At 66.0% G+C, this 19,825-nt stretch carries 20 protein-coding genes; 6 read left to right on the top strand and 14 right to left on the bottom strand.

What is annotated here, in order from left to right; genetic code table 11:
* Nucleotides 1-21: 21 nt before the first annotated feature.
* A complete protein-coding gene (locus ACG97_RS05255; RefSeq protein WP_047966295.1) occupies nt 22-486 on the bottom strand; it encodes a GNAT family N-acetyltransferase in 465 nt (154 codons plus the stop codon).
* The gene (locus ACG97_RS05250; protein ID WP_053068072.1) at nt 479-1,693 is read right to left on the bottom strand and encodes an alkaline phosphatase family protein; all 1,215 of its coding nucleotides are present in this window, start codon (nt 1,691-1,693) and stop codon (nt 479-481) included. Before ACG97_RS05250 ends, ACG97_RS05255 begins: the two co-directional genes overlap by 8 nt.
* A gap of 67 nt (nt 1,694-1,760) precedes the next feature.
* On the opposite strand from ACG97_RS05250, the gene ACG97_RS05245 reads away from it, so the two are divergent.
* Complete coding sequence (locus ACG97_RS05245; RefSeq protein WP_047966294.1) at nt 1,761-2,108, top strand: YkgJ family cysteine cluster protein; 348 nt, start codon at nt 1,761-1,763, stop codon at nt 2,106-2,108.
* A 40-nt stretch (nt 2,109-2,148) separates the two neighbouring features.
* Here the strand turns inward: ACG97_RS05245 and ACG97_RS05240 are convergent, their stop codons facing one another.
* The 4 genes from ACG97_RS05240 to ACG97_RS05225 form a co-directional block, all read right to left on the bottom strand.
* Complete coding sequence (locus ACG97_RS05240; protein ID WP_047966293.1) at nt 2,149-3,219, bottom strand: DUF1513 domain-containing protein; 1,071 nt, start codon at nt 3,217-3,219, stop codon at nt 2,149-2,151.
* Nucleotides 3,209-4,240 (bottom strand): imelysin family protein, encoded by a 1,032-nt coding sequence (locus tag ACG97_RS05235; RefSeq protein WP_082133651.1) that lies wholly within the window; start codon nt 4,238-4,240, stop codon nt 3,209-3,211. The genes ACG97_RS05240 and ACG97_RS05235 overlap by 11 nt, the downstream gene beginning before the upstream one ends.
* A gap of 47 nt (nt 4,241-4,287) precedes the next feature.
* Complete coding sequence (locus ACG97_RS05230; protein ID WP_047966291.1) at nt 4,288-5,700, bottom strand: di-heme oxidoredictase family protein; 1,413 nt, start codon at nt 5,698-5,700, stop codon at nt 4,288-4,290.
* 74 nt (nt 5,701-5,774) lie between these two features.
* A complete protein-coding gene (locus tag ACG97_RS05225; RefSeq protein ID WP_238377260.1) occupies nt 5,775-6,959 on the bottom strand; it encodes an imelysin family protein in 1,185 nt (394 codons plus the stop codon).
* A gap of 142 nt (nt 6,960-7,101) precedes the next feature.
* Here ACG97_RS05225 and ACG97_RS05220 point away from each other — a divergent pair, with 142 nt between their 5' ends.
* Together ACG97_RS05220 and ACG97_RS05215 are read left to right on the top strand one after the other, a co-directional pair.
* Nucleotides 7,102-7,452, top strand: a complete 351-nt coding sequence (locus tag ACG97_RS05220) for a hypothetical protein (RefSeq protein WP_047966290.1) — start codon at nt 7,102-7,104, stop codon at nt 7,450-7,452.
* 319 nt (nt 7,453-7,771) lie between these two features.
* On the top strand, nt 7,772-8,899 hold the full coding sequence (locus ACG97_RS05215; RefSeq protein WP_047966289.1) for an HD-GYP domain-containing protein: 1,128 nt from the start codon (nt 7,772-7,774) through the stop codon (nt 8,897-8,899).
* 146 nt (nt 8,900-9,045) lie between these two features.
* Here the strand turns inward: ACG97_RS05215 and ACG97_RS05210 are convergent, their stop codons facing one another.
* From ACG97_RS05210 to prpB, 8 genes are all read right to left on the bottom strand, one after another.
* Nucleotides 9,046-9,627 (bottom strand): HD family hydrolase, encoded by a 582-nt coding sequence (locus ACG97_RS05210; protein WP_047966288.1) that lies wholly within the window; start codon nt 9,625-9,627, stop codon nt 9,046-9,048.
* A gap of 142 nt (nt 9,628-9,769) precedes the next feature.
* Nucleotides 9,770-10,492 (bottom strand): ABC transporter substrate-binding protein, encoded by a 723-nt coding sequence (locus tag ACG97_RS05205; RefSeq protein ID WP_047966287.1) that lies wholly within the window; start codon nt 10,490-10,492, stop codon nt 9,770-9,772.
* A 206-nt stretch (nt 10,493-10,698) separates the two neighbouring features.
* Nucleotides 10,699-11,886, bottom strand: coding sequence for a 2-methylaconitate cis-trans isomerase PrpF (gene prpF, locus ACG97_RS05200; protein WP_047966286.1), 1,188 nt, complete (start codon nt 11,884-11,886; stop codon nt 10,699-10,701).
* 8 nt (nt 11,887-11,894) lie between these two features.
* Complete coding sequence (locus tag ACG97_RS05195) at nt 11,895-12,296, bottom strand: GFA family protein (RefSeq protein ID WP_047966285.1); 402 nt, start codon at nt 12,294-12,296, stop codon at nt 11,895-11,897.
* A 57-nt stretch (nt 12,297-12,353) separates the two neighbouring features.
* Complete coding sequence (acnD, locus tag ACG97_RS05190; protein ID WP_047966284.1) at nt 12,354-14,954, bottom strand: Fe/S-dependent 2-methylisocitrate dehydratase AcnD; 2,601 nt, start codon at nt 14,952-14,954, stop codon at nt 12,354-12,356.
* Between the two features lie 116 nt (nt 14,955-15,070).
* On the bottom strand, nt 15,071-16,222 hold the full coding sequence (prpC, locus tag ACG97_RS05185) for a 2-methylcitrate synthase (protein WP_047966283.1): 1,152 nt from the start codon (nt 16,220-16,222) through the stop codon (nt 15,071-15,073).
* A gap of 49 nt (nt 16,223-16,271) precedes the next feature.
* Nucleotides 16,272-16,598 carry a cupin domain-containing protein gene (locus ACG97_RS05180; protein ID WP_047966282.1) on the bottom strand — a complete coding sequence of 109 codons (327 nt, stop codon included), beginning with the start codon at nt 16,596-16,598 and terminating at the stop codon, nt 16,272-16,274.
* A gap of 35 nt (nt 16,599-16,633) precedes the next feature.
* On the bottom strand, nt 16,634-17,506 hold the full coding sequence (prpB, locus tag ACG97_RS05175; RefSeq protein WP_047966281.1) for a methylisocitrate lyase: 873 nt from the start codon (nt 17,504-17,506) through the stop codon (nt 16,634-16,636).
* Between the two features lie 266 nt (nt 17,507-17,772).
* On the opposite strand from prpB, the gene rpoE reads away from it, so the two are divergent.
* The 3 genes from rpoE to ACG97_RS05160 are packed head-to-tail and all read left to right on the top strand — an operon-like array spanning nt 17,773 to nt 19,824.
* Nucleotides 17,773-18,372, top strand: a complete 600-nt coding sequence (rpoE, locus tag ACG97_RS05170; protein ID WP_047966280.1) for an RNA polymerase sigma factor RpoE — start codon at nt 17,773-17,775, stop codon at nt 18,370-18,372.
* A gap of 7 nt (nt 18,373-18,379) precedes the next feature.
* The gene (locus ACG97_RS05165; RefSeq protein ID WP_082133650.1) at nt 18,380-18,877 is read left to right on the top strand and encodes a sigma-E factor negative regulatory protein; all 498 of its coding nucleotides are present in this window, start codon (nt 18,380-18,382) and stop codon (nt 18,875-18,877) included.
* Nucleotides 18,877-19,824: a MucB/RseB C-terminal domain-containing protein gene (locus ACG97_RS05160; protein WP_047966278.1), complete on the top strand. Its 948-nt coding sequence runs from the start codon at nt 18,877-18,879 to the stop codon at nt 19,822-19,824. Before ACG97_RS05165 ends, ACG97_RS05160 begins: the two co-directional genes overlap by 1 nt.
* The last annotated feature ends 1 nt before the right edge of the window (nt 19,825 follow it).

Genomic DNA, 19,825 nt, shown 5'->3' with positions numbered 1-19,825 from the left:
CCAGGGGTTTGTTAGCGACGCCTATTCCTGCGGCAGGGTCGACTTGCCGTAGTGCAGGAACACCTCGTCGCGCACCCAGCCCTTGGTGTGGTACAGCTTTTGCGCGGCCTGGTTGTCGCGGGCGGTGGACAGCTCCAGCCGCACGAAGCCGTTGTCGCGGGCGTAGCGTTCGATGTGGCCGAGCAGGCCGCTGGCAATGCCGCGCTGGCGGTCTTGCGGCCGGGTGAACAGGTCGTATAGCACGTAGATCGGCGCCGCCGCCAGCGAGCAGAACGACGGGTACAGCTGGCAGAAGCCGAGCACCTCGCCGTCGCTGTGTTCCGCCAGGAAAATCACCGATTCGTTCTTGGTCATGCGCGCCTGCAGGAAGCGCCGTGCCAGCTCGCGGTCGCTGCTTTCGCCGTAGAACTGGCGGTATTCGTCAAACAGCACCGCCAGTGCGGTCAGGTCGTTGTGTCCGGCGCGGCGTATCGTCGGGTCACTCATCACTTGCTACTCCTTCTTTTCCGTCAATCACGATCAGCGGCACCATCATCTCGGCGGCAGACAGCCCGCCGTGGTTGCCCAGCAGTTTGGGTAGCGGGGCGTCGGCCGGCGAATCCAGCAGACCCCAGTCCTCTTTCAGCAGCAGTACATAGTCACCGACGCGTGCGGCCAACCTTGGGTCGTTTACGTCGGCACCGGGGCCGAACCAGGCCTCGTCCAGCAGCTGCGTCGCCGGCAGGCACCAGGCGGCATGGCCGAGCAGGCGTGCGGCCAGCTGCGGGAAGTCCACCAGCCGTTCCGGCTTCACGTGGCAGAACGCCACCCGCGGCTCGCCGGACAGCGGCTGGCGCAGGCAGGCGGCCAGCTCCGGGAAATCGCGCAGCTGCAGCAGGCGCGGCGGCGGGATGTCCATCTGGCCGTGATCGGCGCTGATGCACAGTACGGCGTCGCGGCCGGACAGCGTGGCGGCAAAGGCGGCGCAGTGCGCTTCGATACGCTGCAACAGCTGGCGGCAACGCGGGTGCGTGGTGCCCTTGTGGTGCATGATCGAATCCAGGTCCGGGATGTAGGCGTAGATGAACTGCGGCGCGCTCGCCTCGCGCCGCAGCGTGTCCAGCTGGCGGAACAGGTCCTCGTACGACGCCCAGCCCTGGCGCGCTGCGCTGCCGCCGTGGTGCAGGCTGTAGGCGGAGTCGAGGATGTAGTTCGGCTGCAGCACGATCTGGCGCCGCGGCCCGGTGAGCGCCGAGGGCGTGCGGTACACCGCGCGCGCCAGCTCGGCCGGGTCGTCCGGGGTGTGGCGGCCGCGGTGACGTACCGTCAGCGGCAAGGGCGTGACCACGGCATCGACCTCCGGCGCCGCCAGATGCCAGCCGGTGAGGGTGTGCACGCTGGGCGGCAGCCCGGTGAGGTAGGTGGTAATGGCGCTGGTGGTGGTGCTGGGAAACACCGACGTCAGCGGCAGCGTCTGCTGCTGGCGCAACCAGCCGCCGGGCGACAGCTCGGCCAGTTGCTGGCAGCCCATGCCGTCGATGACCAGCAGGATGATGGTTTGCGCCTGCTCCAGTCGTGCCAGCGACGGGTGCTGCAGCGGCGGGCAGGGGCTGTGGCTGCCGTGCAGGCGGGCGGCGAGGTTGGCGATGCCGTGTTCCGGGTGTGGGAACACCAGGCCGGCGGCGGTCAGCTGTGGTCGGGTCGGTTGCGTCACTTGCGGCGATGGCCAGGTTGCGGTAATACCTGTACTTTTACCATTTTCACCGCATTCCAGATAGCCGATGGCCGCTTATCCTGTTTCCTGTACCAGTTGCGGCGCCTGTTGCGCCGCGTTCCGGGTGTCGTTTCACCGCGCCGAACTGGCCGGCCCCGAGCGCCGCGGCGTGCCGCCGGCCATGGCGGTGGTCGAGATCGGCAACACCATGCGCATGTGCGGCACCGACGAGCACACCCTGCGCTGTGTCGCGCTGCAGGGCACCGTCGGCGAGTCGGTCAGTTGCAGCATCTACGCCGACCGGCCGTCGCCATGCCGCGAATTCGGCGCGCTGGCCGATGTCGGCATCTACGAGCGCGCCTGTAATCGTGCCCGCGCGCGCCACGGCCTGCCGGCGCTGCCGGTGGACGACTAGGGCCGGCGCCACGGTTAAACCTGTGTTGACCGGCCTCAAATCACAACAGCACCAGATGGTTGTCCCACTTCACCGGGAAGTGCTGGCTGCGCGCGGCGACGATCTGCAGCTGCTGGCTGTCGATCCACACAATGTCGCCCAGCTCGTTGCTGACGATGAAGTGGCGCTGGTCCGGTGTCGCGGCGATGCCGGCCGGCTTGCTCAGCGCCACCGTCCCCAGAAACTCGCCGGCGGCTGACCAGAACACCACCTGGTCGCCCTTGGTGGCGGTGCAGGCGATGCGGGTCGGCGTCGCCGCCACGCTGGCGGCGTAGCCGTTGCAGGCGGCGGCCAGTTCCGGCGGCAGCGGCAGCTTGCGCAGCCCGCTGTTTTCGTGCCACAGGCTGGCCAGCGGCGCGCTGCCTTCGCCTTCGTACTGCAGGGCCACCGCGTAGTGGCCGTCGGCCACCGCCGCCAGATGGCGCAGCGACAGCTTGTTGTCCGGCAGGCGGAAGCTGGCCACGCTGCGGCCAACGTTGAGGTCGATGATGTCCAGGCTGGGCTGCATGCTGTGCACGTTGAGCTTGATGCGGCCGCTCTCCGGCAGCGTCAGGATGCCGCCGTTGGCGACCAGGATGCGGCCGTCAGGCAGCGGCAGCAGCTGGTGCGGGCCGATGCCGCCGGACGGCAGCTCGCGTTGCGGTGCCAGCGTCAGCGCGTCGCGCAGGGTCAGGATGCCGTCGCCACTATCGATATTGCTGTCGGTGGTGGCCAGCACGCCGCCGGGCAGCACGATGCCGTGGCCGAAGCCGTGGCGGTCGTCGGGATAGTCGTACCACGCCAGTGTCTCGCCGCTGTGCCAGTCGAGGCGCGCGATGAAGCTGCCGGGGCGGCGCGCGAACACCAGGCACTCGTGCGGCCGGCCGGGCAGCAGCGCGATGTGGTGGCCGCGTTGCGGCAGGGTGGCGGCGGTGCTGCGGCCGGCGGCGCCGACGCGGTGCTCGTTGCGGCCAACGTCGTAGGCCGACAGCAGCTGCAGCGGGGTCTCGCCGGCCAGGCTGCGCAGCGGCCACGCCAACAGGCCGGCGGCCACGCCCTGCAGCAGGCGGCGGCGTTGCGGATCAGTCGCCATCGGATTCATTGAAGCTGAGGGTGATGTCCAGGCTGTCGGCGACCGGGCCTTCCAGCAGGGTCAGCAGCGCGGCCAGCGCCTGCACCGCCGCCCTCTCCTTGCCGCTGCGGCCAGCCTGTACCAGGTTGTCCGGCAGCAGCGCCAGCCCCTTGCCCACCGCGGCTACTCGTTGTCGCAGCTGCTGCGCCAGCGCCGGCTGTGGGCCCTGCGCCAGCAGCTGGGCCAGCGCAAAGTCCTTGCCGTTACCGCCGACCAGCAGTTGTTGCAGCAGGTCGAACTGTGCCTGCAGCAGCCGCTTGCCGCTGTGGCTGCGCTGGCCGCTGACCAGTTCCGGCTTCTGGCTAGCCAGTCGCGACAATTCCTTGTGCAGCTCGTTGTTGCCGGCCAGGGTCAGGTTGATGATTTCCTCCAGCGCCTGCTGGCTGGACGGCAGGTCGTCGGCGCTTTCGCCGGCACTGATACGCGCGGCAAAACGCTGCCACTGGCGCTGCAGCTCGGCGCTGTGCTCGCTGATGTCGTCGGCGTTGCGTTGCAGCCAGGCGCAGACGCCGGGCGTGGCCAGGCTGGCGGTGGGGCGGTACAGCAGGTATTCGATGGCGGTGTAGCCCTTGGCCGCGGTGCCGGTGGTGTCGAAGACGTCGGCCTCCTGCGCGGCACTACGGCTGACTGCGCTGTCGACCAGCGTGGTGCGCGTCGGCTTGAAGGCGATGGTGCGCTGGCTGCGCAGCTGCGCCGTCGGCCCCCAGTTCAGCGCCGCGACGCGCATCCAGCTGCCGTAGGCCTGTTGCCACTGCTGGCGTACCGCCGCCAGGCCGGCATCACCAGGCTGGGCGCAGCTGTGCTGCAGCTGACTGGCCAGCGCACGGTTGGCGGTGGCCAGCTGCTGGTAGCGCGGCAGCAGGGTGTCGTTGAGCACGTACTGCACGTAGCGCGGCGTCGCATCCTGCGGCGCGGCGGTGTCGGCGTGGGCCGCGCCGGCGAGCAGCAAGGCCGACAAAGTCAAAACGGATTTCAGTTGCATGGTCGCTCCGCTGTCGCCGGCACCAGGGCAGGGTGCCGGCTTCAGGTTCAAAGGGATTCGAGGAAGCGCAGCAGGGCGGCGCGGTCGGTCTTGTTGAAGGCCATGAAGCGCTGCTTGGCGGCCTCGGCCTCGCCGCCGTGCCACAGGATGGCTTCGCTCAGGGTGCGCGCGCGGCCGTCGTGCAGGTAGCGGGTGTGGCCGTTGACGTCGGCAAACAGCCCGATGCCCCACAGAGGCGGCGTTTTCCACTCCTGGCCACTGGCCAGCCCGTCGGGGCGGCCGTCGGCCAGGCCCGGGCCCATGTCGTGCAGCAGCAGGTCGGTGTAGGGACTGATCTTCTGGCCGGATACTTCCGGCAGGCCGCGCAGCGGGCCGGTGGTGTAGCTGGACACGTGGCAGCTGCTGCACTGTGCCTGGCTGAACAGCCACTTGCCGCGTCGCACCTCGGCGCTGTCGGCCTCGCGCTGCGCCGGCACCGCCAGCGTGCGGCTGTAGAAGATCACCGCGTCCAGCTTGTCCTTCGGGATTTCCGGCTTGCCGCCGCGCGCGGCCTGGCGGCAGTCGCGCTGCGCGGGCAGGCATTCTTCCTGCGCGAAGTGGCGCGAGGTGATGCCGATGTCGCCGTTGAAGGCGCCGGCGGACTGGTGGGCGATGGTGGCGACATTGGCCTTCCAGCCGAAGCGACCGATCAGGGTCTTGCCGGCGTAGGCATCGGGCACGTAGTTGGCGCGGCCGGACACGCCAAGGTTGGCCGCAGCCTGCGCGCGGGCGTTGGCGAGGATGTCCTGCTCGCGGATCGCCTCCAGCAGGCCGAGGCCGATCATCTGCGGCGCGATGCGCGGCGATACCTGCAGCTGCGGATGCAGCGGGCCGTAGCCCAGCTCGGTAAAACGGTACTGCGGTTGCAGCAGCTCGAACGGCTCGCCATCGGGGAAGCTGCCCGTTTGCGGCTGGTAGCTGATCTGCACCTTGCCTTCCGGCTTCACGCCGGGAATGGCGTCGTTGTTGAACTGGCCGCCGTAGTTCGGTTCCGGCTGCGGGCCTTTGCTACCGGGGACGGACAGGCGGAACAGCAGCGCCATCGGTTGCTCGGCCTGCAGCTGCTTGTCGAACTGCGGCGGTGCGCCGCGGCCGTCCAGCGCGTGACAGGCGCCACAGGAACGGGCGATGAAGTGTGGTCCCAGCCCGTCGCGGGCGGTAGTCGACGACGGCGCCTCGACCCAGGCCTTCTTGAAGAAGGAGTTGCCGACAAAGAAGCGCGTCTGCCGTTCCGACGCCATATTGGCGGCCGACAGCGAGAAGGCGTTGCGGCCGGTCTCGTACACGGTGGTATCGCCGCCCAGCTTTTCATCGCCGTCGTGATACGGCGCCAGCTCCGGCAGCGAGGTAAAGCCGACCAGCCCGCCGAGGATCAGGCCGGCGGCTAGCCACGAGGCGGGGCGCAGAAAGAGTTTTGTCATGGTGCATTCCGAATAGGCAAAAACCCGCCCGGCGAACCGGGCGGGGTGATGGCGATGGCCGATGGCAGGAGTGCTTAGCCGTTGACGTTCAGCTTCTTGATGCCGATCGCCTTGGCGGCTTCCACCAGGCTGCTGGCCTGTTTCTTCAGCGCGGCGACGGTGGCCTGCACCCGGCTGCGGCCGTCCTTGTTGACGATTTCCTGGTCGAACGGCGCCTTGATCGCCTCGGCGCGGGCCTGGGTGGCGGCCATGTCGGCGGTCACACGCTCGGCTGCCTTGGCATTGCTGGCGGCGACCAGGTCACGCAGGCTGGCGCCCTTGAGCAGGCTGCCGTCCACGCGGGTGTACTCGCCCAGCCACACGTTCTGGATGCCACGGGCGTTGGTGACGATGTCGCGGTGGGTGTTGTCGGAGAAGCAGGAGTGCTCGTCTTCCTGGTTGCGGCTGTCCAGCGCCACTTCGATGCGCTCGCCGGCCAGCTCCGCCCGCGACAGCACGCCGATGCCAACCAGCATCTGGCGCAGCGCGTCCGGTTTTTTCTCGAACTTGGCGCGGAAGTTGTTGCTGTTCGGCTGCCAGGCGGCAACCAGATAGCCCAGGTCGTCGACCAGTAGCTCGGCGGCAGTCTTCAGGTACTCGCGGCGGCGGTCGGCGTTATTGCCCTGGCCGTCGACAAAGTCGGTGTAGCTGCGCTTGCCGGCGCCGTTGCTGTCGAAGTCCTGGCCCCACAGCAGGAACTCGATGGCGTGGTAGCCGGTGGAGATGTTTTCTTCGCCGCCACGCTCATTCAGCGAGCTGAGCAGCTTCTTGCTGATCACCACCTTGCGGTTGTTGACCACGCCTGCGCTCGGCTTGCCCTTGACGCCATCGATATAGGCCTCGTCCAGCGGCCAGGCGTTGATCTGGCCTTCCGGGCCGCGGGCGTCGTCGATCGGGCCGCCATAGAAGCGGAAGGCTTCGGTCTGGCCGTACGGCTCGCGTGCGGCCAACCATGCCTGGCGTGCCTGGTTCAGGCCGGCTTCGCTCGGGGCGGCGACAAAGGCGTTGATCGCGTTCTGTAGTGCCTTGGCGGTGAGCAGCGAATCTTCGTAGCTGGCGAACACGATCTGGCTGTATTGCTGTACCACCGCCTCGCGGCTGACCTCGGCGGCCGAGGCGTGGACAGGAGAGAGCAGGGTGCCGAGCAAGGCGGCCGCGAGCAGGGTTTTGCGCATGATGGAATCCGGCGTGATGAATGGGTAGTGAAACGAAGGATTCATGATAATCACTCGCAGTTAATGCGGTCAATTTAATCGAGAATCGTTCTTGTTTTTGTGCCATTTTGTCATATTGCGCGGGTGTTCGCGCCGCGGGCTGGCTTCGTGGTATCCTTGCGCCCCTTTCAAATTACCCCGCCCCGGCATGCGAGACCCCTGCGACCACTACACCATGGACCTAATCGGCGGCAGCCGCGCCAAACCCGGGCGCAAGCCGCTGGGCGAGCGCGCGATGACGGCTGCCGAGCGCAAGCGTCGTTCGCGCGAGCTGCGTCGCAACCGCCTGCAGGAACTGTCGGTGACGGTGGAGCTGTCGCGCGACGCGCAAAAGGCGCTCGACAAGATGATCGAGTGGTGGGGTGTCAGCAAGAAAGAAGCGATCAACCGGGCGATGCTGATCGCCTGCCAGTCGCAGACTGGGCGCACCGGCATGCTGTTCGACCTTGATCCCGCCTTTTTGCTGACCGAACGCGGCAACAAGCGCCGCCAGCGCTGAGCCGGCAGCCGGCAGCCGGGGTGGCGCCGTTCGCCCTGTGTTGCTGACGGGTGATGCCGTTCAGGCTGTGTTGTCCGCTGCCTTTTTCCTCGCCTGTTGTTTCCCACCGGCCGCCACGGCAAGGTTGGTCGCACGCCGCAATTCCCGAAAAATCAGACCAGACGTCACGCTGCTGGCACCCGCCGCCACGCCAGTCATGTCACGTCAGTTCATGACGTCGCTATATCGCGACAGCCCACTCCCGTGCTTGACGCAGATCAAGCGTGTCATGCCATTTGGAATTAATAATGGCCGATTGTTTCAATAGGAAGTGGCTGCCATGGCACTCAAACAGCTTTCGCCCGCCGATGTGATGCTGGGCAAACCGCTGGAGCAGGCGGTGTACAACGCGGATGGCCATCTGCTGCTGAACAAGGGCTCGGTGCTGCGCGACCCCGGTGCCAAGCAGAAACTGCTGGCCATGGGCCACAAGGAAGTGGTGCCCGGTGCCGCGCCGGTGGCGCCGGCTGCCAGCACGCCGCGGGCGGAACAGCTGCGCGAACCGGTGTTCGCGCTGGTGCAGCACGCGGCGGTGACGCTGAACGCGATGCTGGTCGACCAGCAGGCCGATGTCCATCGCGACCAGTTCATCACCCGCATCCGCTCGCTGGCCGGCCGCCTGCAGGCCGCCTGCCTGCAGGACCCGGAAGCCGCCATCGCCGCCATTCACCTGTTTCACGAAGGCGAGTATGCGCTGCGCCACCACCTGTCGGTGGGCGTGGTCAGCGCGCTGCTGGCCGAAGCCGATGGCCGTCTGGACAAGGCACAGCAGCATTCGCTGATCTGCGCCGCGCTCACCCACGACATCGGCATCTACAGCCTGGCCAACCACAGTGGCGGGCTGACCGAGGAAAAACGCCGCGAGATCAACCAGCACCCGATCACCAGCTGCGCCATCCTCAAGGACATCGGCGTCGACGACGAGCTGTGGCTGGAAGCGGTGCTGCAGCACCACGAACGCCAGGACGGCAGCGGCTACCCGCTGTGTCTGTCCGGCGGCGCCATCTCGCTGCACGGCAGCCTGCTGGCGGTGGCCGATGTCTACTGCGCGATGACGCGGCCACGGCCGTACCGGCCCAAGGCTTACTTCCCGATGGCGGCGATGCGCGACCTGTATGTCGGACAGAGCCAGCAGCTGGACAATGCGCTGATCCAGAAGCTGATCAAGGCGCTGGGGCTGATCCCGCCCGGCACCATCGTCAAGCTGAAAAACGGTGAAATCGCGGTGGTGAAAAAGCGCAGCACCAATAACGCGCCGCAGGCCTACTGCCTGTACAACCGCCAGGGCATGCCGATGGCGTCGCCGGAGGCGCGCAATACCTCACTGCCGGACTACAGCATCCAGGGCCGGGTCGACTACGACGACTGCCGCAATGTCGAGGCCGCGATGCGCCGCATCTGGGCCTGAACAAAGCCCGTCGTTGCGGCCAACGTTGGCCGCAGTCTCGGCCGCTGCTTGCGCCGGAGGGGCGAGCTAGCACACAGACAAGCAAGCCCGGCGTAACAGTTACGCCGGGCTTGCTTGTCTTTTTTTTGGGGGGGAGTCCGCCGAGCTCAGTCCGCGCCGAACCAGCCCTGTTGCCGCGCGTGGGCCAGCTGCTCGGCCAGGTAATCCCACAGCGCCGGACAGCCACTCTGGATCGGCGGGCCGATGCGCTGCACCACGCGTGCGTGGCTGATGCCGTTTTCGCGCCAGCTCTGCCCGTTGTTGGCCAGGTTCAGCAGCACCGGCATCGCGCGGTCGGCGGCGTGGGCAAAGCGCGCCTCGGCGGTTTCGCCGTTCTCGAACTCCTGCCATAGCGACATGAAGCGCTGCGCCTGCGTGTCCGGCAACAGGCCGAAAATCCGCGTCACCGCCGCCAGCTCCGCCGCCTTGCGCTCTTCCCAGCCGTCCTCGGCGTAGACGATGGTGTCGCCGGTGTCGATCTCGCCGATGTCGTGTACCAGCAGCATCGCCACCACGTGGCTGATGTCGACCGGCTCCGCCGCGTACGGCGCCAGCGACGCCGCCAGCATTGCGATCTGCCAGCTGTGCTCGGCGGAGTTTTCCTGCCGCTCCAGCCCCAGTGGCCGCGTCTTGCGGGTGACGCCCTTCAGTTTGTCCAGTTCCAGGATGAAATCGATGATCTGCTGCATGGTGTTTTCCTTGTGAACAGCCTGCGATTCTAGCGCTGAGCGGCGCCGCGGTCGAACAGCAGGCGCGCTGCAGCGGCGAGAAGGGCGGCGGGCGCTACCGGGGTGATGGTCGAGGCCGACTGCGTTGCCGGGCGGCGGTCAGCTAGCGGTATTTTGCCAAGATGCGCGGCACGGTGTCGTCGTGCAGCAGTCGGGCGATGGCGCGATTGAGCTGCGGCAGGCTGATCCGGCTGTGGCGGGATAGTGCACAACCGGCGCGGTAACTGTTGAGCACCAGCGGCGGGTGCAGCGCGACCGGTAGTTGCCCCAGTTTTTGCTGGTAGCGCAGGTAGAGCTGGTTGACGGCAGCGTGGTGGGTGCGGCCGGCTTCCAGCTTTTTCAGGTTGCTGCTGGCGTTGGGTGCGTCGTCGCGGACAAGATTGCTGCCGAGGCGGGCTTCCAGTTCCGGGTAGTGGAAGCCGTGAATGGTGCCGATGCTTTGTCCGGCCAGCGCGGCGATGCTGCCGGGGCGTGGCTGGTCGCGGCGGGTGACCAGCAGGTCGGCATTGGGCAGGAATGGCCGGGACCAGCGAAACGGGCCGGGCAGCCACTCGGGCAGGTACAGGCACACCAGGTCGGCATCGCCGTTTTGCAGGCTGCTGCTGATCCGCTTGCGCGGCAATACCCGGAAGCTGGCCTGCTTGCCCAGTTCGCTGGCCAGCGCCTGGCCCAGGTCAAGATGAATGCCGGCCAGCAGTGTGGCGCCCTGTAGGCTGGCCAGTGGCATCTCGGTGCTGTCGTCGAGCAGGATCACCAGTTTGCCGGGGCTGGCGAGGGCCAGTGGTGCGGCCAGCAGCCAGCCGGCCATCCGTAGATATTTTTTCATGGGTAATCGCTGCGGTTGTGCGCTGAGGTGCCGAATCTAACACGCCTGAATGGGCGCGAGAATGCTGCTGGCGTGCTATCCGCCAGTGGTCGTCGCGAACAAGACAGAGGCCGGCTCACTTGTGGTGAGCCGGCCTGTTTCGGTCATGCACTATCAGCAAGGTTGGCCGCAACGGTGTGGCCCGGGGCGCAACGGCTTGCCGCTGCTTACAGAATGTCGCCGGGCACCCGTACCCAGCCTTCCATCAGTACCCGCGCGCTGCGGCTCATGATGGCCTTGGTGACCTTCCATTGGCCGTCAACCTGTTTGGCTTCGGCGCCGACGCGCAGGGTGCCGGACGGATGGCCGAAGCGCACCGCGCTGCGTTCGCCGCCACCGGCGGCCAGGTTTACCAGCGTGCCGGGAATGGCGGCGGCGGTGCCGATGGCCACCGCGGCGGTGCCCATCATCGCGTGGTGCAGCTTGCCCATCGACAGTGCGCGCACCAGCAGGTCGATGTCGGCGGCCTGAATCTGCTTGCCGCTGGAGGCGGTGTAGTCGGCCGGCGGTGCCACGAAGGCGATCTTGGGGGTGTGCTGGCGGGTGGCGGCTTCTTCCGCGGTCTTGATCAGGCCCATGCGCAGCGCGCCGGCCACGCGGATGGCCTCGAAGCGGGCCAGCGCCGCCGGGTCGCTGTTGATGGCCTCACGCAGCTCGGTGCCGGTGTAGCCGATGTCGGCGGCGTTGACAAACACGGTGGGAATGCCGGCGCTGATCATGGTGGCCTTGAAGGTGCCGACGCCGGGCACTTCCAGATCGTCCACCAGCTTGCCGGTGGGGAACATGGCGCCGCCGTCGTCGCCGTCATCGGACGGATCCATGAACTCCAGCACGATCTCGGCAGCCGGGAAGGTGACGCCGTCCAGTTCGAAATCACCGGTTTCCTGTACCTGGCCGTTGGTCACGGGGACATGGGCGATGATGGTCTTCCGGATATTGGCCTGCCAGATGCGGACTACGGCGGTGCCGTTCTCTGGGATGCGGGCCGGGTCGACCAGGCCGGCGTGGATGGCGAAGGCACCGGCGGCGGTGGACAGGTTGCCGCAGTTGCCGCTCCAGTCGACGAAGGCCTTGTCGATGGCGACCTGGCCGTACAGGTAGTCGACGTCGTGATCGGGCTGGGTGCTTTTCGACAGGATCACGCACTTGCTGGTGCTGGAGGTGGCACCGCCCATGCCGTCGATGTGGGCGGAGTAGGGGTCGGGGCTGCCGATCACGCGCATGAACAGCGCATCGCGCGCCGGGCCGGGCTGCTGGCAGCTGGCGGGCAGGTCCTGCAGGCGGAAGAACACGCCCTTGCTGGTGCCACCGCGGATGTAGGTAGCGGCAATGCGGGCTTGAGCTTGATGAGTCATGACTATCCTCAAAGGTGGGCAAACACCGCCGGCGGCCGATCCCAGTGCTCGTCACGACCATTCACATAGGTGATGGGGGCTTGTGCCAGTTCTGTGTCGCTGACATCGTCGAGGCAACCCAGATTGACGCCATACATGAGGCCGGTCGGGGTCTCGGTGCCGATGCCGAAGCAACGCACGCCACAGTGTTTGCAGAAGTAATGCTGATTTTTCCGGGTATTGAACAGGTACTGGGTCAGCTCGGCTTGCCCGGTCAGCAGGCGGAACTGCCCGGCCCGGGCGATGGCGGGCCAGAAGCGGGTGCGTCGGCAGATTGAACAGTTGCAACGGTAGGTGGGTTGGCTCAGGTCGAGGTCTGCTTCAAAGGTGACCGCCCCGCAATGGCAACTGCCATGATAGGTCTTTTCCATATTGCCTGTTCCCGGTTACGTGGCAGGCACCACTGGAAGGTGCCTGCCGCTTGATGCTCAAGCCGGCTGGCCGGCCAGGAAATCCTGGGCGAAGCGCTGCAGTACGCCGCCGGCCTGGTAGACGCGCACTTCGGCGGCGGTGTCCAGACGGCAGGTCATCGGCACCGCCACGCGCTCGCCGTTTTGGCGGTGGATCACCAGCGTCAGGTCGCCGCGCGGCGCGATGTCGCCCTGAACGTCGTAGGTTTCGCTGCCGTCGAGGTTCAGCGTCTTGCGGTTGACGCCGGGTTTGAACTCCAGCGGCAGCACGCCCATGCCCACCAGATTGGTGCGGTGGATGCGCTCGAAACCCTCGGCGGCAATCGCCTCGACCCCGGCCAGACGCACGCCCTTGGCCGCCCAGTCACGCGAGCTGCCCTGGCCGTAGTCGGCACCGGCGACGATGATCAGCGGCTGCTTGCGCTGCATATAGGTCTCGATCGCTTCCCACATGCGCATCACCTGGCCGTCCGGCTCGACGCGGGCCAGCGAGCCCTTTTTCACTTCGCCGTTCACCACCGCCATCTCGTTGACCAGCTGCGGGTTGGCGAAGGTGGCGCGCTGCGCGGTGAGGTGGTCGCCACGGTGGGTGGCGTAGGAGTTGAAGTCCTCTTCCGGCAGACCCATTTTCGCCAGGTATTCGCCGGCGGCGCTGTTGGCCAGAATGGCGTTGGACGGGGACAGGTGGTCGGTGGTGATGTTGTCCGGCAGCAGTGCCAGCGGGCGCATGCCGCGCAAGGTGCGCTCACCGGCCAGCGCGCCTTCCCAGTACGGCGGGCGGCGGATGTAGGTGGACTGCGGGCGCCAGTCGTACAGCGGGCTCTTGGCCTGCTCGGCGGTGCCCAGATCGAACATCGGGATGTAGATCTGCTGGAACTGTTCCGGCTTCACGCTTGCGGCGACGATGGCGTCGATCTCCTCGTCGCTCGGCCACAGGTCCTTCAGACGGATTTCGCGGCCGTCGACCACGCCCAGCACGTCGCGCTCGATGTCGAAGCGCATGGTGCCGGCGATGGCGTAGGCCACCACCAGCGGCGGCGAGGCGAGGAAGGCCTGCTTGGCGTAGGGGTGGATGCGGCCGTCGAAGTTGCGGTTGCCGGACAGCACCGCGGTGGCGTACAGGTCGCGGTCGATGATTTCCTGCTGGATCGCCGGATCCAGCGCGCCGGACATGCCGTTACAGGTGGTGCAGGCGTAGGCGACGATGCCGAAGCCGAGCTGTTCCAGCTCGCCGAGCAGGCCGGCGTCTTCCAGGTACAGCTTGGCCACCTTGGAGCCGGGGGCGAACGAGGTCTTCACCCACGGCTTGCGCGTCAGTCCCAGCTGGTTGGCCTTCTTGGCCAGCAGCGCAGCGGCGACCACGTTGCGCGGGTTGCTGGTGTTGGTGCAGCTGGTGATGGCGGCGATGATCACCGCGCCGTCCGGTAGCAGCCCTTGCGCTTCCTGTTCGCGCGCCGCAGCAAGGTTGGCCGCAATGCCGCGCTCGGCCAGTGCCGAGGTCGGCAGGCGTTTGTGCGGATTGGACGGGCCGGCCATGTTGCGCTCCACGCTCGACAGGTCGAATTCCAGCACCCGTGGGTACTCGGCGGTGGCCAGATCGTCAGCCCACAGTCCGGTAAGTTTGGCGTAGTTTTCCACCAGCGCCACCTGTTCCGGTTCGCGGCCGGTGAGCTTCAGGTAGTCGATGGTCTGACCGTCGATGTAGAACATGGCGGCGGTGGCGCCGTACTCCGGGCACATATTGGAGATGGTGGCGCGGTCGCCGATGGACAGGCTGTCGGCGCCTTCGCCGAAGAACTCCACCCACGCGCCGACCACGCGCTCCTTGCGCAGGAACTCGGTCAGCGCCAGCACGATGTCGGTGGCGGTGATGCCGCTCTGGCGCTGGCCGGTCAGCTTCACGCCGACGATGTCCGGCAGGCGCATCATCGACGGGTGGCCCAGCATCACGGTTTCGGCTTCCAGACCGCCGACGCCGATGGCGATCACGCCCAGCGCGTCCACGTGCGGGGTGTGGCTATCGGTGCCGACACAGGTGTCGGGGAAGGCGACGCCGTTGCGCGCCTGGATCACCGGCGACATCTTCTCCAAGTTGATCTGGTGCATGATGCCGTTGCCGGCCGGGATCACGTCCACGTTCTTGAACGCGGTGCGCGTCCAGTTGATGAAGTGGAAGCGGTCCTCGTTGCGGCGGTCTTCGATGGCGCGGTTCTTGGCGAAGGCATCGGGGTCGAAGCCGCCGCACTCCACCGCCAGCGAGTGGTCGACGATCAGCTGCGTCGGCACCACCGGGTTGACCTGCGACGGGTCGCCGCCCTTGTCGGCGATGGCGTCGCGCAGGCCGGCCAGATCCACCAGCGCGGTCTGGCCGAGGATGTCGTGGCACACCACCCGTGCCGGATACCACGGGAAATCCAGGTCCTGGCGGCGTTCGATCAGTTGCGTCAGCGCGTCGGTGAGCAGCGCCGGCTCGCAGCGGCGAACCAGCTGTTCGGCCAGCACGCGGGAAACGTAGGGCAGGGTGGCGTAGGCACCGGGCTTGATGGCATCCACCGCGGCGCGGGTGTCAAAGTAGTCAAGGCGGGTGCCGGGCAGCGGCTTGCGGTATTGGCTATTCATGGCGTGGGCACGAGGGTGAGGTTGGAGATCACCCTGCGGCCAACGTTGGCCGCAGGGCGCCGTTCCTGTTTTATGGTAATCACCCGCCGGTCGCTGCCGGCAGGGGGGGGGACGCGTCAGCGCTGTGCCAGTGGCACGAATTCCTGGTCTTCCGGGCCGATGTAGTTGGCGCTCGGGCGGATGATCTTGCCGTCGATGCGCTGTTCGATCACGTGTGCGCTCCAGCCGCTGGTACGGGCGATCACGAACAGCGGGGTGAACATCGCGGTCGGCACGCCCATCATGTGATAGCTCACCGCGCTGAACCAGTCCAGGTTGGGGAACATCTTCTTGATGTCCCACATCACGCTTTCCAGACGCTCGGCGATGTCGAACATCTTGCTGTCGCCGGCGCTGTTGGACAGCTCGCGCGCCACTTCCTTGATCACCTTGTTGCGCGGGTCGCTGATGGTGTACACCGGGTGACCGAAGCCGATCACCACTTCCTTGCGCTCGACGCGGGCCTTGATGTCGGCCTCGGCTTCGTCCGGGTTTTCGTAGCGTTTCTGCACTTCGAATGCCACCTCGTTGGCGCCGCCGTGTTTCGGGCCGCGCAGCGCGCCGATGGCGCCGGTGATGGCGCTATACATGTCGGAGCCGGTGCCGGCGATGACGCGGGCGGTGAAAGTGGACGCGTTGAACTCGTGCTCGGCGTACAGGTTGAGCGAGGTGTGCATCGCGCGCACCCACTGCGCGGACGGCTTCTGGCCGTGCAGCAGGTGCAGGAAGTGGCCGCCGATGGAGTCGTCGTCGGTTTCCACCTCGATGCGCTTGCCGTTGTGGCTGAAGTGGTACCAGTACAGCAGCATCGAACCCAGCGATGCCATCAGGCGGTCGGCGATATCACGGGCGCCCGGCACGTTGTGGTCGTCCTTTTCCGGCAGCGTGCAGCCGAGCGCCGATACGCCGCTGCGCATCACGTCCATCGGGTGCGAGGCGGCCGGCAGTGCTTCCAGCACCGCTTTCACCGACGCCGGCAGACCGCGCAGCGATTTCAGCTTCTTCTTGTAGCCGGTGAGTTCGGCCTGGTTCGGCAGCTTGCCGTGTACCAGCAGGTAGGCCACTTCCTCGAATTCGGTGTCGGCGGCCAGATCCAGAATGTCGTAGCCGCGGTAGTGCAGGTCGTTGCCGCTGCGGCCAACGGTGCACAGCTCGGTATTGCCGGCGGCGACGCCGGAGAGTGCGACGGATTTCTTGGCTTTGGGAAGCACTTGGAGTGATTCGGTCATTTCTTCTCTTCTCCTGCTGCTGGTATTGACTGGGTTGTGCGTTATCGGATTATTTTTCGCTGAAAAAAACGGCCAGCCAGACGCTGTCCTGTGCCGGTGTGGTCCATGCCACGCGGTGGCGGCAATGGGCCGGAATCAGCACCGCATCACCGGGCGCCAGCTGCTGGTGGCGGGGCGGGTCGGCGTACGCCAGTTCTGCGGCGCCAGCCAGCAGCAGCACCCACTCGTGTTCGTCCTGGTCGTACCAGAAGTCCTCGGGTGAGGCGTGTCCGCGCGACACGATGCGTTCCACGCGAAAACCGGCGCTGCCGGAGAACAGCGTCTGGAACAGCTCCTGCGGCAGGTCGGCCGGAATGTCCGCTAGCAGATTGGGCATGGTGTACACCGCCGTGCCACTTATTACTTGGCCGCTTACTTGCCTTGGCTGAACAGGGCGTCCAGCTTCTGCTCGTAGGCGTGGTAATCAAGGTGTTCGTACAGGTCCATCCGCGTCTGCATGGTGTCGACCACGTTCTGCTGCGTGCCGTCACGGCGGATGGCGCCGTAGACATTGAGTGCCGCCTGGCTCATGGCGCGGAACGCCGACAGCGGGTACAGCACCAGCCCGACGCCGTTGGCGCCCAGTTGTTCGGTGGTGTACAGCGGGGTGGCACCGAATTCGGTGATGTTGGCCAGTACCGGCACCTTCACCGCTTCGGCAAACTGCTTGTACATCGCCAGATCGGTGATCGCCTCCGGGAAGATCATGTCGGCGCCGGCTTCGACGCAGGCCACCGCGCGCTCGATCGCCGCTTCCAGCCCCTCGACCGCCAGCGCGTCGGTGCGCGCCATGATCACCATGCCGTGCTTGCGGGCGTCTACCGCCGCCTTCACGCGGTCGACCATTTCTTCCTGGCTGACGATGGCCTTGTTCGGGCGGTGGCCGCAGCGCTTCTGTTGCACCTGGTCTTCGATGTGCACCGCGGCGGCACCGGCTTTTTCCAGGTTGCGCACGGCGCGGGCGATGTTGAAGGCGCCACCCCAGCCGGTATCGATATCGACCAGCAGCGGCAGTTCGGTGACGTCGGTGATGCGGCGCACGTCGATCAGCACGTCTTCCAGCGTGGTGATGCCAAGGTCGGGGATGCCGCAGGAGCAGGCAGCGACACCGCCACCGGACAGGTACAGTGCCTTGAAGCCGCTGTGCTCGGCCAGACGGGCGGCGTAGGCATTGACCGCGCCGACGACTTGCAAGGGTTTTTCGTTGGCAACTGCATCGCGGAAACGTTGGCCGGGTGTCGTCATCGGGTTTCTCCTGTCTTCGGGTTCGGGTGTTAGGTTCTGGTGTTTTGTGTTCTAGAGTGGCTGTTCATATTCTAGCAAGTGCTTGGTAAATTGGTAAACGAATTTCTGCGCGCTTTTTTGCTAGATGCGGACAGCTTTGTTATAAGTGCAACGGCTTGTACGGTGAACTTATCCTGAACAAGGCAGGTCACAGTTTCTGTCCTGTGTTGGCCCAGCGTTGGCCACAACAAAAACAAGCAGGACGAATCAGGGAGATAACGGCAACGATGAGTGATCGTGATATCGATCAGCAATTGGTCGAGCGCGCGCAGCGTGGTGAAAAACGCGCGTTCGATCTGTTGGTGGCAAAGTACCAGCGACGGCTTTCCCGCCTGTTGTCACGCTTTATCCGCGATTCGGCGGATATCGAGGATGTGACGCAAGAAGCGTTTGTAAAGGCCTATCGTGCACTGCCTTCGTTTCGCGGTGAAAGTGCGTTTTATACCTGGCTATATCGTATTGGCATCAATACGGCCAAGAACTTTTTGACTTCCGCCGGCCGCCGGCCGGTAATCAGCGCCGAGTTCGAGGACGAGGACGGCGAAAGCCTGGACATGGCCTCGCAGGTGCCGGATTACCACACGCCGGAAGCCGAGATGATGAACCAGCAGATCCTCGCCGCGGTCAATGCCGCGGTAGAGCGGCTGCCGGAAGAGTTGCGCACGGCCATTTCGTTGCGCGAGATGGAAGGTCTCAGCTACGACGAAATTGCCAGTGCCATGAACTGTCCAATCGGTACCGTGCGGTCGCGGATTTTCCGTGCCCGCGAAGCGATCGCGGCAGAGTTGCGTCCCTTGCTGGATACGGCAAAAAACAAAAGATGGTGAACCGATTATGAAACAAAACCTTTCTTCCTTGATGGATGGGGAGCTGGACGATGCGGCTTCCACTCAGTGTATTCGTGCGCTGGATGCTGATCCGGAGTTGAAAGCGGCATGGAATGAATACCATCTGATTGGTGATGCAATTCGCGGCTCTGCGCTGTTGTCTGTCGATGTGCGTGCCGAAGTCGGACAGGCGCTGCAGCAGGAGCCGACGGTGCTGGCGCCCAAGCCCAAGCGCGGTTCGGCATCGGGCCTGATGCGCTACGCGATGGCGGCGTCCTTCGCACTGGCCGGGGTGGTCGGCTGGGCGGTGTGGCAGAGCCAGCCGGAACCGGTGCCGGGCCTGATGGCGCAGGCGGTGTCGACGCCGCAAGGCGGGGCGGTGCAGGTATCGGCCGAGCAGGCGTCCTCCCGCAACTCCTATTTGCAGGCTCATCGCGACATGATGGCCACCGAAGGGCTGGAACGAGTCAATCTGGCGGAATCGGTGTCGGGGGTGGCGCGCTGATGGTCAAGTTTGCCGGTTATCTGTTGCTGGGCATTCCATTGTTGGCGGCCGCGGAGTCGGATTGGGATCTGTTGCAAAAAGCCGCGCAGGCGGGCCGTCACCAGGCGCTGAGCGGTAGCTATACCCATCACGTCGATGACGAGCTGGAAACCTTCCGCCTTTATCGCGCGCAGGAAGGTGGTGTGGTGCGCGAGCGGCGCGAGTCGATGGACGGCATGCCGCGCGAGCTGGTGCGCGACGACAACGAGCTGACCTGCTACGCGCCGGACACCAAGGCGCTGAGTGCGGCCAAGGTCAATGCCATCAAGCTGTTTCCGGCGATCCTGCCGGAGCGTTCGCAAGACCTGAAGTCGGCCTACGTGCTGAGCCGCGGCAAGCTGGACCGTGTCGCGCGCCGCGATTGCCAGTGGCTGTTGCTGACGCCGAAAGAGGCCAACCTGCGCTACGGCCTGAAGGTGTGCGTGGACCCGGCCAGCGCCTTGCCGCTGAAGACGGTGACCCACGATGCCAAGGGTGCGGTTATTGAGCAGTTTGCCTTCAGCGACCTGACGCTGGGCAACCCGAAAGAGCGCGCCTTGTTGCGGCCGCGCTTCAAGTACAGCCTGGCACTGGGCGCCGCGGTCAGCGCGCCGCAGGAAGTGGTGCCGGCCGATTTCGAGATCCGTGGCATGCCGACCGGCTTCCGCCTGTTGCGCTACGCGACCCGCCAGTTGCCGGGACATGACTCCCCGGTGTCACATTTTGTCTATACCGATGGTCTGGCCAAGCTGTCGCTGTTTGTCGAGGCCGGCAAGGGCGAGGCCGATTCGCATCCGGCGGTGATCGGTCCAGGTGGGCTGGGGCTGGCGTCGCGCCGGCTGGGCAACCAGGTGCTGACCGTGGTCGGTGATCTGCCGGAGCAGGGCCTGGAAAACGTGATCAACACCGTGCGCGTAATCAAGAAATAAG

This window comes from Vogesella sp. EB (assembly GCF_001037925.1).
GTDB classification, from domain to species: Bacteria; Pseudomonadota; Gammaproteobacteria; order Burkholderiales; family Chromobacteriaceae; genus Vogesella; species Vogesella indigofera.
Note: the sequence above shows the minus strand (reverse complement) of the source record. Positions and strands in the feature narration are given on the sequence as shown.

Excerpts from the sequence above, each read along its gene's own strand:
- acnD (WP_047966284.1), bottom strand. The coding sequence starts at position 14,954 with ATGAATAGCCAATACCGCAAGCCGCTGCCCGGCACCCGCCTTGACTAC.
- ACG97_RS05245 (WP_047966294.1), top strand. The coding sequence starts at position 1,761 with ATGGCCGCTTATCCTGTTTCCTGTACCAGTTGCGGCGCCTGTTGCGCC.
- ACG97_RS05215 (WP_047966289.1), top strand. The coding sequence starts at position 7,772 with ATGGCACTCAAACAGCTTTCGCCCGCCGATGTGATGCTGGGCAAACCG.
- prpF (WP_047966286.1), bottom strand. The coding sequence starts at position 11,886 with ATGACTCATCAAGCTCAAGCCCGCATTGCCGCTACCTACATCCGCGGT.
- ACG97_RS05180 (WP_047966282.1), bottom strand. The coding sequence starts at position 16,598 with ATGCCCAATCTGCTAGCGGACATTCCGGCCGACCTGCCGCAGGAGCTG.
- ACG97_RS05240 (WP_047966293.1), bottom strand. The coding sequence starts at position 3,219 with ATGGCGACTGATCCGCAACGCCGCCGCCTGCTGCAGGGCGTGGCCGCC.
- ACG97_RS05165 (WP_082133650.1), top strand. The coding sequence starts at position 18,380 with ATGAAACAAAACCTTTCTTCCTTGATGGATGGGGAGCTGGACGATGCG.
- ACG97_RS05210 (WP_047966288.1), bottom strand. The coding sequence starts at position 9,627 with ATGCAGCAGATCATCGATTTCATCCTGGAACTGGACAAACTGAAGGGC.
- ACG97_RS05205 (WP_047966287.1), bottom strand. The coding sequence starts at position 10,492 with ATGAAAAAATATCTACGGATGGCCGGCTGGCTGCTGGCCGCACCACTG.
- ACG97_RS05220 (WP_047966290.1), top strand. The coding sequence starts at position 7,102 with ATGCGAGACCCCTGCGACCACTACACCATGGACCTAATCGGCGGCAGC.
- prpB (WP_047966281.1), bottom strand. The coding sequence starts at position 17,506 with ATGACGACACCCGGCCAACGTTTCCGCGATGCAGTTGCCAACGAAAAA.
- ACG97_RS05235 (WP_082133651.1), bottom strand. The coding sequence starts at position 4,240 with ATGCAACTGAAATCCGTTTTGACTTTGTCGGCCTTGCTGCTCGCCGGC.
- prpC (WP_047966283.1), bottom strand. The coding sequence starts at position 16,222 with ATGACCGAATCACTCCAAGTGCTTCCCAAAGCCAAGAAATCCGTCGCA.
- rpoE (WP_047966280.1), top strand. The coding sequence starts at position 17,773 with ATGAGTGATCGTGATATCGATCAGCAATTGGTCGAGCGCGCGCAGCGT.
- ACG97_RS05255 (WP_047966295.1), bottom strand. The coding sequence starts at position 486 with ATGAGTGACCCGACGATACGCCGCGCCGGACACAACGACCTGACCGCA.
- ACG97_RS05225 (WP_238377260.1), bottom strand. The coding sequence starts at position 6,959 with ATGAATCCTTCGTTTCACTACCCATTCATCACGCCGGATTCCATCATG.
- ACG97_RS05160 (WP_047966278.1), top strand. The coding sequence starts at position 18,877 with ATGGTCAAGTTTGCCGGTTATCTGTTGCTGGGCATTCCATTGTTGGCG.
- ACG97_RS05195 (WP_047966285.1), bottom strand. The coding sequence starts at position 12,296 with ATGGAAAAGACCTATCATGGCAGTTGCCATTGCGGGGCGGTCACCTTT.
- ACG97_RS05230 (WP_047966291.1), bottom strand. The coding sequence starts at position 5,700 with ATGACAAAACTCTTTCTGCGCCCCGCCTCGTGGCTAGCCGCCGGCCTG.